This is a genomic window from Geojedonia litorea (assembly GCF_042654525.1).
Classification (GTDB): Bacteria; Bacteroidota; Bacteroidia; order Flavobacteriales; family Flavobacteriaceae; genus Geojedonia; species Geojedonia litorea.
Window position 1 is genome coordinate 254,580 of sequence record NZ_JBHSGP010000004.1, and the last position, 12,339, is coordinate 266,918.

Consider the following 12,339-nt stretch of genomic DNA (forward strand, 5'->3'; position numbering starts at 1 on the left):
TGTAAGGTAAACAAAATTAATGCGCAATAGTTTATATTGGTTTTTAAAATTACCTATCAATTTTACTCAAGTTAAGTATCGATGATACATCTTCGTTAACATTTTAATACTGCATAAGGACGTTAAATGTGACATTTAATTTGTGCATATTTAAATTGTCATCAAAGGCCACTTTTACATCGGAAAGCTTTCGCTCTAATTCAGATATTTTTGAATCAATTTTTTTAGCATCTCCAATGTTTTTACTCTTTTCTAAAACATTTTTTAAGGCCGCTTGATAGGAAACGAAAATAGAAATATATTCCTTGCTTAAGGATTCAATTTCATCTCGTACAAATTTAGCCTGATTCAAGGCATAATTAGGGTACTTTAAATGGTTATTGGTAAGATGTGCATTATGATCTGAAGGATTGGCATTAATGATGAGGTCAACCTTCTGTTGTACAATATCTTTGGTATAATGTGTGTTTATGAGTTGGGTAAGGGATAGGTGTTTCTCTTTTTCCGATATGGAATTAGGGATTAAGGTGTTTGATCTTTCGGTTGTGTACTGGGTTAATAATAGCACAAGCCCTTCTTTTCTAATATCGAGATTGCCTATATTTTGTTCAAAATCGGTTTGTGCTTTCGCTAAACCTTCATAATGTTCTAAATATACTTTTAAGGATTCTTGCAAGGATTTCACATCTGTTAATGGTATATCATCGCCCTTAAGCGCACTTCCTATAACGAGATCCACAACCGATTTAATAGAACTCACCACAGGGATGGCGCTTGTAATAGACTCTGTAATGGGCGATTTTATGATGTGGTCAACAAAGCTTAAAAACTTTTCCTTTTTTACACCGTTGATTTTTTTATGCCCTTTAATAATTTCCTTTTCAAGAATTTTGGCGATTTCAGTAGATAACGAAAATCCTAAATCGGAATTATCTGGATTATTGAGTTGTGAAATCTGGGTGAGGTAATCGCTCGTGGCGTCTAACTGTTTGATGGCATTGAGGCTGGCGTTTGAAGCAAAAACAAATTCGGTGGTATTGATTATTTTTTTGCGTCGTTGTTCTAACTGTTTTTTTAATGAAAATAACTCGGCGTCGGTTAAGGCTTTAATCTGCCGGTTATTGGACTCCATTAGTTCGCCAAAGGTTTCTACTTTAAACGAAATGGTATCGAGTTTTTCTTTGGATTTTAGGAGGTCGAAGTAATTTTTGTAAAGTACGTTGACCGAATCTTTTAAGGTTTGTGCATTGACTGTTACTATAGAAACAGCAATGAAAAGGATGGTTAAGGTGTTTTTCATTTTTGTAATAGTTTCCAAGGAGGCATCAAATAGTATTCCATAATGTGTTTTATGAACCTATTTTTTGCGTGAATTGTTTAGATTCCTTTATCAGACTCGAACTAAAACCTTAGGTTAGTGCTGATTGTTGTGTGATATCCTTTGCTTTATATGTAACTATAATTATTGTTGCAAGTATTCTCTTATGATTCTAAAAAATATTATCTTCGAAGTTTACATAGCAATACATGCCTAACAATTCATCAAAATCCTGGCCACAGCTTATTTTAGAGCTTTTAGAGGCCATCTTTAAACCTACACGTCGCACTAGAAAAACCTGGCACCAGCACGTAGTACCTTATGAGGGTGCTTGGGCGGTAAGACGAGAAGGCAATAAGGGTATCACCTCCAAACACCGTCGTCAAGAAACTGCCATTAACAAGGCCAAACGCATTGCTAAAAAACGCAAGGCCGATGTGATTATTCATCGTGAAGATGGCACCATACGCGACCGTATTCAGTATGATTAATATCCAATAGCTAAACGACTGGGTTTATTCCTTTACAAACGGATCAAAGTCATCTATTGCATAGGCTTTTAGATAATCGGTTTCGTCAATGGTATTACCCTCGGTTGAATCATAGTCCATAATAATGAGCCACTGGTTTTCTATGTTTTTAAAGAGCACATGAAATTGCCCATAATAGGTTTGTGAAGCACCATTAGCGGTTCTAACCAATTGGTAAATCCCGCGTTCACTGGCAATAGAATCGTTATGAATGCGCTCAAAGAAGCGGAAAGCAATAGTATTGGTCACCCCATTGGATTTGGCGTTTTGAAATCGGGCAGAATTGCTAGAGCAATACGCTTCATAATCACTGATGCGCTGCCCACCCGAGATACGAATGAGTTGTTTAGCATGGATATCGGCAAATAATTGACCATCCAAAGTTTCATAGGCCAACGCGAATTTATCCCAAGTGGTATTAATCTCTTTAAGGGTATTGACAGATTGCTCATATGCCAAGCCGCTGATGCCGAGTAAAACAAGTAGTAGAAGGCGTGTGTTTTTCATAGAGGTAAATGTCATGGTTAATATGTAGTTTTTAGTTGTATTAATGTAACTCTATTTCGTTTTCAATTTTTTTCAAGATTGCTTCTGACTTTTCTTTTAAACTTTTATTTCCTGACTTTTGAAGACTAGACAAGGTGTTTCTATATACAACCTTGTTAATGAGTTCGAGTCTGTTTTTAGGCTCATTTAGCAGTTGCGTCGCTAGGTTTATGAGTTCGTTCTTTTCAGCTTTATGGGTTTCCTTCCCATAAATTTTTATAGTTTGAAAGACATAAAAGTCATGAAATTTAGTGTTTATTCGGTTTGAGTTTCCATATAAGGCATAAGCCCCAACTTCTATAAATGATTTGGTAGATAGTTGGTCTATGAGGTTGGTATTGTTAATGTTAGTGTTTTTGGTGAACAAATCAATCTCCTGGTTAAATTTTATAAGTTCTTCTTTAAGTGCTCTATTCTGAATAGTGTTAATTTGGTTTGAATTTAATAATTGTGTCAAGGTAGTATTGGCATTAGAAAAAGTCCATCGCACGGTTAAGTCGTTTAACTTTGGAAAAATACTATCCATCGCATAAAACCCTTTATTTAATTCATAGTGCCTTATGATGTCTTCAGATTGATCTAATATGATGTTTTCAAAATCTATGTAAACGTCTAACATGCTAATTTGAGCAATGATATCAGTTTTGATGTTGTTTAGATAGATGAGTTCTTGACGATGCATCTTGCGTTTTTCATTCCAATTGTTAATAGCCAGAGCTATTAAAATACCAATCACCACTAGCACAATTTCTCCAATGGCGTATTTTATATACTTTCCTGTTTTTCCTTCTGAAAGTAAGTTTTGTCTAATCGATCTAAAGAATTTTATCATGGATTAATGGGTTGGATTTAATTTCTCACATTGACGATTATAATTGATCTAAAAAACGAAATAGGTCCACATAGGCGTTTTTTAATTCTTCTGCGCTCGGACTGTGATAAGCATTTGGCAAAAAAACCACCATGTCTTTTGTTCGGTTTAATTTAGGAACAAAGTTTTTAAAGGTTTCTGGTGGAATTTGATTGTCATTACCTCCATGCCATAAGAATATTGGCGGATCGCTACTATCTAGATATGTTATGGGTTCATAAATGGCTATGCGCTCTTTTAATTCATAGCCTTCTGATGCGAAAAGCGCCTTGCCTGCTTTACTCCATAATTCATTATCGTGGTCTACAAAAATCTTTTCAATAACATCTAGCCCATCTACTGGCCCTGCAAAGTTAATGATACCAGCAATGGTAATACCTTCATGGAGTGGATGTGGAAACTCCGGATTGTTTTGAGATACACCAACTATGGTGGCCATATGAGCCCCGGCTGAAAAGCCTGTGACGATTATGGCATCTAAATTTAAATTATAAGTTTTGTTATTGGCTTTTAAAAAATTAAGAGCGTTTGTTAAATCTGAAGTTGCTGTTGGGATGCCTTTTTTTAATCGGTAATTCATATTAATCACATTCAAACCTTTTTTCAAATAGGGTTCAATGTATCTTTCTTCTGCACTTTTGTCGCTTACATAATACGCACCACCATGAAGAAATACAACGGTGTAATTATGTTTACCATAGGACTTGGCATCTTTAGAAAGATAAATATCCATAGCTTGTTCTGCATCTGTTCCGTAGGCAACATCCTTAATAATGGTATAGGTTGCAGCAATTTGTTCTGTTGATTTATCTGACATAGTGCTCAGCTTTTTTGAGCAAGAGGTGAGTAGTAATGCAGAAATGATGGTTAATTGAAAAACTGTTATTCTCATAGTTGTTGGTTGTTTTTAGCTTTTCTCCTTATAAAGTTCTAGGTTTTCTATAAGCTTATCTATCGCTGGTATTGTAGTTTTGAATTTCGAGGTCAAACGTATGACCCCACTTTTAAACAATTCAATTTTTGTGATAAATTCCTCATCGTTTTCAGATACAATAGGCAGCAGTTCTAGTGTGCTTTTATCGAATAACAACAGACGCTTTGGGGCAAGAAAGGACAGTTTAGCATTTAAGGCGTATTCAGTTTGTTTTGCGAATGCCGACTTTATACTTCCAAATTGATTTCTATACACATCATCAATTTGTCTATTTATGCTGTCAGGTAATTGCTTCCATAATCCAGAACCTGAAATGGTTGCGTAGATGGGTGAATTTTCATCAAAAAACCAATCGTCTTCAGCCAAATATTTCAATAACACTTTTAAATTTAAAGTGTCTATTTTATTATGGCGCTCCCAATAGTTGATTGCAGTTTTTGAATTTTTTAAAATGGTGTTACCAAAGGCTAGATCACCTACAAACTCGGCTTTTTTCGATTCTAAATCGGTAATTAAAACATCTATTAATTGGTGTTGAGTTAGCCGTTCTTTTCGTTGTTCATTCCAGTTATTAATCTGAAGGGCAATTAATATCCCAATAACGACCAAAATGATTTCACCAATGGCGTATTTTATATACTTTCCAGTCATGTGTTCTGCAATTAATTGTTTTCTAATCGATCTAAAAAATTTTATCATAGATAGGTCTCAAGAATGCGAGCGTCTTATTAGGTGGTCATATTAATACATTAAAGTACAGCTCTAAAATAGTAAATATTTAAACGCCTCTAGCATGGGCTTATCATCACTGTGTTGTATTTGATGTCTCAACAACTTAATAGGTCAACACATCTGCCCATTTTAAAATAAATAGAATCATCGTTGTAAAGCCAATACTATATAAAACGGCAGCCTGCCAGTATGCTAATTGCGTTGGCCAGTGCTTCCACATCTTGCTGCCATAGCCTTTTTTAGCATAAGCACTGGTGAGTTTCCAAAATAGAAACAGGGCGATTAAAAAAATGAGTGCTGCGAGTATTATGATCCATTGTTTTGACATGGCTTACCTTTTTAGTGTGGTTGTATTTGGTCCTTTGTGTTTTAACGCCTTCGGGACGAGCTATGTGCACTAATGTACTAAATAAAAAGTAAGGGAAGAATTAAAGTTGCTGGTCAACTATCTTTTTTAATGGTGCTAAATGAGGCGGTGTTTTTAGACTCTAATTATAAAACCGCATATAGCAAACCAGCGCCAAAGACTATAGAGAGAGGCGATAGAGCTCTAATGCGTGATGGGTTAAGCCAATCGGCACAAAGCAATGCATAACTATGGTGTAGCCTACGGGGAACTAGATAGAGCACTAGGGAAGTTATAATCATGAACCCACCTAAATAGGTAAAGAGATTAGGTGCTTTAGCGTGTTCTGCATACAAAACTAGAGCTGTAGCAGGAATCAGTCTTATGGTAATTTCAAGATAATTAATGAGGTTTGTGCTTGCAGCTTGTCGTAAATAGGCCCTTGCTTTAATTGGTTTAAAACACATTAGCAGGCCTACACCAATAAGAAACACAGCAAAAAGTAGTATTATATATTTGGCTATTAGCGTCATAGAGCTTTTGGTTCAATTCATAATTTGTAAACATCTTTTATCCTAGGCTTTTATTAGCTTTCTAATCTATCGATTTCTTTCGTAAGCGATGCAATAAGGGCCTCTACATTTTTTAGCAATTTCACTCTATAATGATAGTTTAATAAAAGACTGAGCCTGTTTTTATATGATTTGACAAAGTATCTAAACTCTTGATCGGTTTGAAGAGCTTCATAATTGAGTGGTGTTAACCGCGGTTTGTAATCGGGTGCATTGAAATCATACACATAAGATTCCTCAAATCGCGTTGAAAACAGGTCTCGAAGCGCACGTTCAGCTTCCTCTAAAACAATATACGACTCATTTTTAATAAAAAAGCTATATCCTGAATCATAGACATAAATGATGGCATCTCTTAGGCTATCATTTTTAATCAAATTGATGCCTTTAGATTTAAGGGTTTCAAAGGCACTTGTAGAATACACAAACATCACCGGGAACATCATATCGCCTATATCATCGGGAATAGCGTCATTGTAAGGCAGTTTGTGCTCTAAACCATAAATCACCTTATCTGCCGAAGCAATACTGGCTTGTATGCGCTGCTCGTTGAATTTTAAATCGGCGAGGTCGGCCTTCAAATTTATGTTTAAGGCTTTGAGCATGTGTAGTTCCTCTTCGGTGGCTATGCGATTTTGATTCCAATTGTTAATTTGTAGGGCTATTAAAATACCTATCACCACGAGAATAATCTCGCCAACGGCATATTTTAAATACCTGCCAGTTTTGTTTTTTTCCATAAGGTCTAGTCTGATTTGTCTAAAAAACTTTATCATATCTATGATCCGAGAAAGCGGATATCTTTTCGATTGGTTAAAATGATGCGCAACGAAATCGCAGCTGGTTAAAGATAGCATATTTTGCTTTTGTTTGTGAGCAATTACTTATTATCAAGGGTGCTAGTCATTTTAATTAGTTATACGATTTTCTTTCAATCATTCTCACCGAAATGATGCGTACATCATGAATTGGTTTGTCATTGTCACCAGTTTTAACTGCCGCTATACTATCTACTACCGTCATCCCTTTTACCACTTCACCAAAAACCGTATAGTTTTGATCTAGGTGTGGAGCACCTCCAATACTTTTATACATTTGACGATGTGCTTCTGGATAGTCGTATGCTTTCATGGTTTTGAGTTCAATCTTTGCCAAAGAATCAAAGTTATGTGACTGCATCTTTTCTCTTAATTCATTAAAAGCACTATGCATTTCATGCTCTTCTTCTTCACTTAATTCAATATTACGAGCATTAATCTCATCAACTTTTTTAAGCATTTTCAGTAATTGGCTAAAATCATCTTTAAATTCTGGTTTGTTCATTACTTTATGCCTTGCAAGTCCATCGTTAACACGCTTCAGGGAAACCTCCAATGTGCTGTCGTTTTGTATTTGGCCTTGAACAATGGTAAATTGTGAACCCGAAGACGCGTGACTTGGGTTTGCAATACCGCCTTTTCTTGCGGCATTTAATGCGCCTCGTTTATGGTATAGATTTGTGTTTATCTCAGATTTAATTAAATCAGGTAATTGAATCGAATCGTTCTTAATTTCTTTATATGAACTTTTTGTTTTATGATGGCCAGTTTGAATGATGAAATGTTCTATCACTCTGTGAAACGATAAACTATCATAGAATTTTTGATTCACCAGTTTGATAAAGTTGTTGCGATGCAGGGGTGTTTCGTCTGATAATCGCATAATGATTGTTCCATAATCGGTGATCATTTCTACATCTTTAGACAAGTCACTTTGCCTAACGCCGTCCTCAATTTCTTTATCGCAGCCTAGAAGTGTCAATACATAAAAAATAATAATAAGTTTTGCGTTTATTCTCATAACATTTGATGTTTAAGGAGTTTTATTAATGACATTCTCTTACCATTATATTCATAATAAAGCTATCAATACCGATATTAAGATTAAAATCTCCAACAGTATAAAATTCATTGTCTTTATAGAATTTAATCGCCTTATCATTGGTGTGAAGTACGGCTAGCCATATCTTATCGCACTGTAGTTCTTTAACCTTCTCTAGCATGATAGACCATAAGGCGAGTCCAATCTTCTTTGAGTGAAAATCTTTTAAAACATAAATGTTGCGAAGCTTGCAAACCTTGGTTCCTTGCACTAATTCCGTTTTTACGTGATTCTCTATTTTAGCATAGCCCACCGGAAAGCCATTATAATAAGCAAGCCAGAAATAGGTGTTCGGGTTTTCTAAATACGATTTAATGGCGCTTATAGAGAAGTTAGTGTCTACATAGTCTTTTACATCTTTTTCCCTTTGAAATAATGTGCCAAAGGTTTCAGCCCAAGTAACCCTCCCCAATAATGCAAGCAGTTCGAGATCCTGATGATCAGCGTGTTTGATTTCTATGGCATTCATATTTTGTTAAATTGCTGACAAGGTTGTAGCGCTCCATATTCCATGTATCTTTGATTCTTTTGGCTTCTTAAATATAGGGTTTTTTCGTTGGGTTGGATATACTAAAGCACAGCCATTGTTGTACGTTCTAGTTTATTTAGTGTTCTAATTCTTGATTAATAATGCTTAAAATGGTATTTGTCATTTCTAGCATCTGTTTTTGTCGTGTAAGTCTATTGTTCTCGAGTACTGATTTTAAATACAAGTTACCAAAATAAGAATCATTTGTAAAGAAGGATTCGGAGATTTTTAAACTGTCAACTTTTCTTGGATTGTAATTGTAGCGTTTTCTGAATTCATTAGTCGCTATTTTTAAAGTAAAATGATCGACGTCCTCATTGAGCTTATTTAATAAATGCATTGACGTTTCTTGATCTTCAAAGCCAGATTCAAAATCGGCACTAAACTGCGCTAACGCATGTCTCAACTCTTCATTTTTAATGAGGTCAATTTTACCAGCACTAATTAATGAGTTATATGCCCCAGTCACAGGTTCTGCCCGATACCACGAAGTACCATATGAAATAAGATAATCCAATGAGTCTAAATGCGTGTCAAAATAGTGATACTCCTCTTTATTCTGTCTTTCATAAATGTTAATAAGAATTTGACTATAGCTCATCACTTTAGATTGAATTTTTATAGTCTCTTCAATTCTATCTTTAGATACTTTAAAATCTGATTTTAAAGCTGTTAAAATCTTAAGTTCTTCATTTGAAGCTTTTCGGTTCTCGTTCCAAGTATTTAGCTGTAAAGCAATTAAAATACCAACAACCACCAACACAATTTCGCCAATAGCGTATTTGAAGTATTTACCAGTTTTATTTTCCATAATTAAAGATTGGCGTATGTGACGAAAGAATTTTATCATATTCTATTTCCCGAGTAAGTGGGCATCTTATAGGTTGGTTATACTAAAGCACAAAGGTTTGTTCAAGGTGCGTTTATGCTATAGGTTTATTATTTTTTTATACGTTGCGATTTTATAGCCCAAGCTCCCGGATTAATCGTTACTCCATAAACTTCGTCAGATTTACTATCAAATTGAATGACATCTTGGGCTGGCGCATCTATGATAAATTGCCCATTAGTCGTGGGGTGTAATCTATACACTCTGTTTTCATCAAAATAGATTTTACCGTCACCCCTAAATTTAGCCCAAAGCCCCCTGTCATCTACATCAATAAGCAAAATACCTCCTCCATAGAATTCATACTCACCCTTATAATGGTTATAGGATTTTGGTAGCGCATTAGATGCCATAACACTCGGTTTATTTGGCAATTTGGGCAGGCTATTCAAAACGGCATCCCAAGCCAATTCAGAAGCTACAACAGCCAAATCTATAGGAGATATGTCCCGGTTTTCAATTTCATTTGTTGAAACGGCATAGAGCACATCGCCGTCAAACTGTGTCGAAAAGGGCTGAATGGCTCTGCCCATAGAGGTGTGTACTTGAGTCGCTAAACGTTGCAGTGCCCAAAATGGCAGTTTCTTATTCGTCACGACGAGCGTCAAGGTGGTGTTATTGGTCGGGCCATTGACTTGGGTGGCATCTAATTGTTTTAGCGCTGATGCATTTCTAATCATTTCTGCTGCGGTTGGGCAGTCTTCTCCTATAAAATTTCGATGACATCTTACAACATTACCCTTTCTATCTACGATGGTGCCCAATGCATTAACCACGGTAAATACCGCAATTTTTGTTTCACCAATCTCACCAAAAGCGGCACCTTGTCCTGAATGCGGCCATCCCGAAAAGTCATCCGCTTTCCCGTCCTTTTTATCATAAAAGTAATAGCCTTGCATGGCAAATCTACCGGCACCTCTTGCGCCTAAGGGAAACACATTAGTTTTGGCGTTGTTAATGGCTTTTCTACCCAATTCATCATCAGGGGTTTCTCTAGTAAACCTTCTCACACCAACATCATAGATAATACCACCAAGTATACCGGCGATATAGTCAACGTTTCCTTCTTTCGCTTTTATGTCTTTAATTTCATTGGCAACTCCTGTTGCTGCTGATAGGCCATACCAAGAACCACCAGAAAATACAACTGCATCAATCATTTTGCTTTCATAGCCTCTTGATACCGCCGAAGCATTCACAGTTCCTGTTGCGCCTCCGCGTACATCGGCAGCGCCCATAACGCCATCGGGAAAGTAAAAAACAGTGGTCCCTGTTGGTCCGTTCTCATTTTCGGCAATGCCTATTTTCATTCCGGGGAAATTGAAATTTAGGATGCTGTCTGCTTCATTGGTTTTATAAAGCTTTTCTGGTTGTCCAAAACCAACAAAAGATAGTGAGAGGAAAAAAATTAGCAACATTCGTTTCATGGGTAAGATATTTGTGTTTAAGATACTGATTAAAAATGTGATACCACCCAAATGCCTGTTTTGCCTGCGTTTATAAGCTCATGTCTCATCAGTCTAAAGCATTTTTTATGGGTTTTTGGTTGGTTATAATAAGTACAGCCATTGTGCTTTCGTTTATTTTTTTGATACATCAGCTTTCAAAATTGATTTATTTCGACTTATTTAATTCGGTTTCAATGGAGTAAATTAAATTCTCAAAATCTGAAATTATGTCCTCAAGCCTCATAATGTAATTTGAAGCTACAGATGTCTCAAGACGGAAAAGGTTTTTTAACAAGGTACTTTCTTTAATTTTCTCAAAATGGATAATTGTTTTACCCTTCCATTGTCCGTTATCCGAACGTTCATAATCATATTCAGTTAATTCCAAAATATAGTTTTGACGGAGTTCATCTTCTATCTGTCTATTGACATCGATAAACAAATTGCCAAGTGGTAGGTCGTTTTCGTACGCTCTTACAATCTTTTGCCTTAATAAATCGTTTTGAATTATTTCTAATCCATGAGATTTTAAGGATTCATAAGCACCTTTGTCATAGATAAATGAAAGTGTCATGGTCATTTCCCTAAACTGTGCACTTAATATAGAATCATGAGGTAGATTGGTTTTTTTTAAGTTATTCATTAATGTTTTTAGTGCCTTATCTTTTCTTAAAGCTCTATATTTATAAATAGCTTTTGTTCTATTTAAATCACTCTGTAATGAATTAAGAATTTGTGAAAGAAAAATTTGTTCAGACTTATAAGATTTTCTCTCTTCATTCCAATTATTAATACTTAAGGCTATCAATATCCCAATAACCACGAGAACTATTTCCCCAATAGCGTATTTTAGGTATTTTCCTGTTTTGTTTTTTTCCATAAGCTCGCGTCTAATGTGTCTAAAGAATTTTATCATTGGTTAGCGGTTGGTTATAATCAAGCATTAACGTTGTTGTGCTTTCGTTATTTATTAATATCGATTTCTTGCTTACAAAGGGCAATTATTTCCTCAATTTTACTTTTAAGGCTTTCATAGTTTCGTTCATTTTTTCTATTCCAGATTCTTTGGCTATTCACGAGATTTTCAAATTCTATTAATTTGTAAACTGCCTTGTAATCGGTGTCAAAGCCTGAAATAATAGTATTGTTTTCACGGCTACTTTGAGTAGTGCTTGTATAATTTGAATTTTTGTAAAGGAAAGGATAGATGATATTATTCCTTTCATTTACAGCCCATATCTCATCTTCTTTAACATCATTGAGTATTCCATTCCAATTAGAAAGATAGTTTTTCAGTTTTTCATTTTTGATTATTTGAATCTTACCCGAATTGATAATATCGCTTAATATACCATTACTTGGGTCATATGTTATTATGTTCGTTAAACCCCAATTTATAAGAGAATCACTTTCAATTTTAGATAATTTCATTTCATGGTTTCCCGTATTTTTTAATATTGTTTCACATCTTTTTTGAATTATTTGTGCTTTATTTATCGAACGGTCTAATTCATTGATATTATATGTAAATTCTTTTTGAAGTGATTCTAAAAGTTGTAATTCTTGTTCGTTTATTTTCCTGTTTTCATTCCAAGTATTGACTTGTAAAGCAATCAAAATCCCAATCACCACCAGCACAATTTCACCAATAGCATATTTTAGGTATTTACCGGTTTTATTTTCCATAATTAAAGATTGGCGTAT

15 protein-coding genes are annotated in these 12,339 nt (G+C 35.2%); 1 reads left to right on the top strand and 14 read right to left on the bottom strand.

Annotation, left to right across the window (positions count from 1 at the left end):
* Nucleotides 1–103: 103 nt before the first annotated feature.
* Nucleotides 104–1,300 (bottom strand): hypothetical protein, encoded by a 1,197-nt coding sequence (locus ACFO5O_RS01210; RefSeq protein ID WP_387960142.1) that lies wholly within the window; start codon nt 1,298–1,300, stop codon nt 104–106.
* A 227-nt stretch (nt 1,301–1,527) separates the two neighbouring features.
* Between ACFO5O_RS01210 and ACFO5O_RS01215 the strand changes: the two genes are divergently transcribed.
* The gene (locus tag ACFO5O_RS01215; protein ID WP_387960143.1) at nt 1,528–1,809 is read left to right on the top strand and encodes a DUF2188 domain-containing protein; all 282 of its coding nucleotides are present in this window, start codon (nt 1,528–1,530) and stop codon (nt 1,807–1,809) included.
* Nucleotides 1,810–1,833: 24 nt separating this feature from the next.
* Here ACFO5O_RS01215 and ACFO5O_RS01220 read toward each other — a convergent pair whose 3' ends face one another.
* From ACFO5O_RS01220 to ACFO5O_RS01280, 13 genes are all read right to left on the bottom strand, one after another.
* Entirely contained in the window at nt 1,834–2,355 is a 522-nt protein-coding gene (locus ACFO5O_RS01220) for a hypothetical protein (RefSeq protein WP_387960145.1), read from the bottom strand.
* Nucleotides 2,356–2,395: 40 nt separating this feature from the next.
* Nucleotides 2,396–3,226, bottom strand: coding sequence for a DUF6090 family protein (locus ACFO5O_RS01225; protein ID WP_387960147.1), 831 nt, complete (start codon nt 3,224–3,226; stop codon nt 2,396–2,398).
* A 37-nt stretch (nt 3,227–3,263) separates the two neighbouring features.
* Entirely contained in the window at nt 3,264–4,082 is an 819-nt protein-coding gene (locus ACFO5O_RS01230; protein WP_387960149.1) for an alpha/beta hydrolase fold domain-containing protein, read from the bottom strand.
* Nucleotides 4,083–4,172: 90 nt separating this feature from the next.
* Complete coding sequence (locus tag ACFO5O_RS01235; protein ID WP_387960150.1) at nt 4,173–4,850, bottom strand: DUF6090 family protein; 678 nt, start codon at nt 4,848–4,850, stop codon at nt 4,173–4,175.
* Nucleotides 4,851–5,034: 184 nt separating this feature from the next.
* Nucleotides 5,035–5,259, bottom strand: coding sequence for a hypothetical protein (locus ACFO5O_RS01240; RefSeq protein WP_387960152.1), 225 nt, complete (start codon nt 5,257–5,259; stop codon nt 5,035–5,037).
* A gap of 164 nt (nt 5,260–5,423) precedes the next feature.
* Nucleotides 5,424–5,810, bottom strand: a complete 387-nt coding sequence (locus tag ACFO5O_RS01245) for a hypothetical protein (protein WP_387960153.1) — start codon at nt 5,808–5,810, stop codon at nt 5,424–5,426.
* A 53-nt stretch (nt 5,811–5,863) separates the two neighbouring features.
* Nucleotides 5,864–6,589, bottom strand: a complete 726-nt coding sequence (locus ACFO5O_RS01250) for a DUF6090 family protein (protein ID WP_387960155.1) — start codon at nt 6,587–6,589, stop codon at nt 5,864–5,866.
* A 172-nt stretch (nt 6,590–6,761) separates the two neighbouring features.
* Complete coding sequence (locus ACFO5O_RS01255; RefSeq protein ID WP_387960157.1) at nt 6,762–7,688, bottom strand: peptidylprolyl isomerase; 927 nt, start codon at nt 7,686–7,688, stop codon at nt 6,762–6,764.
* Between the two features lie 25 nt (nt 7,689–7,713).
* Nucleotides 7,714–8,238, bottom strand: a complete 525-nt coding sequence (locus tag ACFO5O_RS01260; protein WP_387960158.1) for a GNAT family N-acetyltransferase — start codon at nt 8,236–8,238, stop codon at nt 7,714–7,716.
* Between the two features lie 136 nt (nt 8,239–8,374).
* The gene (locus ACFO5O_RS01265) at nt 8,375–9,109 is read right to left on the bottom strand and encodes a DUF6090 family protein (protein ID WP_387960160.1); all 735 of its coding nucleotides are present in this window, start codon (nt 9,107–9,109) and stop codon (nt 8,375–8,377) included.
* Nucleotides 9,110–9,237: 128 nt separating this feature from the next.
* Complete coding sequence (locus tag ACFO5O_RS01270) at nt 9,238–10,614, bottom strand: P1 family peptidase (protein WP_387960162.1); 1,377 nt, start codon at nt 10,612–10,614, stop codon at nt 9,238–9,240.
* Between the two features lie 187 nt (nt 10,615–10,801).
* On the bottom strand, nt 10,802–11,551 hold the full coding sequence (locus ACFO5O_RS01275) for a DUF6090 family protein (protein ID WP_387960164.1): 750 nt from the start codon (nt 11,549–11,551) through the stop codon (nt 10,802–10,804).
* Between the two features lie 47 nt (nt 11,552–11,598).
* Nucleotides 11,599–12,321 (bottom strand): DUF6090 family protein, encoded by a 723-nt coding sequence (locus ACFO5O_RS01280; RefSeq protein WP_387960165.1) that lies wholly within the window; start codon nt 12,319–12,321, stop codon nt 11,599–11,601.
* Nucleotides 12,322–12,339: the final 18 nt, after the last annotated feature.

What these genes read in the sequence shown, in the direction of transcription:
- ACFO5O_RS01260 (WP_387960158.1), bottom strand. Translation starts at nt 8,238, where the DNA reads ATGAATGCCATAGAAATCAAACACGCTGATCATCAGGATCTCGAACTG.
- ACFO5O_RS01270 (WP_387960162.1), bottom strand. Translation starts at nt 10,614, where the DNA reads ATGAAACGAATGTTGCTAATTTTTTTCCTCTCACTATCTTTTGTTGGT.
- ACFO5O_RS01275 (WP_387960164.1), bottom strand. Translation starts at nt 11,551, where the DNA reads ATGATAAAATTCTTTAGACACATTAGACGCGAGCTTATGGAAAAAAAC.
- ACFO5O_RS01255 (WP_387960157.1), bottom strand. Translation starts at nt 7,688, where the DNA reads ATGAGAATAAACGCAAAACTTATTATTATTTTTTATGTATTGACACTT.
- ACFO5O_RS01245 (WP_387960153.1), bottom strand. Translation starts at nt 5,810, where the DNA reads ATGACGCTAATAGCCAAATATATAATACTACTTTTTGCTGTGTTTCTT.
- ACFO5O_RS01230 (WP_387960149.1), bottom strand. Translation starts at nt 4,082, where the DNA reads ATGTCAGATAAATCAACAGAACAAATTGCTGCAACCTATACCATTATT.
- ACFO5O_RS01220 (WP_387960145.1), bottom strand. Translation starts at nt 2,355, where the DNA reads ATGAAAAACACACGCCTTCTACTACTTGTTTTACTCGGCATCAGCGGC.
- ACFO5O_RS01225 (WP_387960147.1), bottom strand. Translation starts at nt 3,226, where the DNA reads ATGATAAAATTCTTTAGATCGATTAGACAAAACTTACTTTCAGAAGGA.
- ACFO5O_RS01250 (WP_387960155.1), bottom strand. Translation starts at nt 6,589, where the DNA reads ATGGAAAAAAACAAAACTGGCAGGTATTTAAAATATGCCGTTGGCGAG.
- ACFO5O_RS01215 (WP_387960143.1), top strand. Translation starts at nt 1,528, where the DNA reads ATGCCTAACAATTCATCAAAATCCTGGCCACAGCTTATTTTAGAGCTT.
- ACFO5O_RS01280 (WP_387960165.1), bottom strand. Translation starts at nt 12,321, where the DNA reads ATGGAAAATAAAACCGGTAAATACCTAAAATATGCTATTGGTGAAATT.
- ACFO5O_RS01210 (WP_387960142.1), bottom strand. Translation starts at nt 1,300, where the DNA reads ATGAAAAACACCTTAACCATCCTTTTCATTGCTGTTTCTATAGTAACA.
- ACFO5O_RS01235 (WP_387960150.1), bottom strand. Translation starts at nt 4,850, where the DNA reads ATGACTGGAAAGTATATAAAATACGCCATTGGTGAAATCATTTTGGTC.
- ACFO5O_RS01265 (WP_387960160.1), bottom strand. Translation starts at nt 9,109, where the DNA reads ATGGAAAATAAAACTGGTAAATACTTCAAATACGCTATTGGCGAAATT.
- ACFO5O_RS01240 (WP_387960152.1), bottom strand. Translation starts at nt 5,259, where the DNA reads ATGTCAAAACAATGGATCATAATACTCGCAGCACTCATTTTTTTAATC.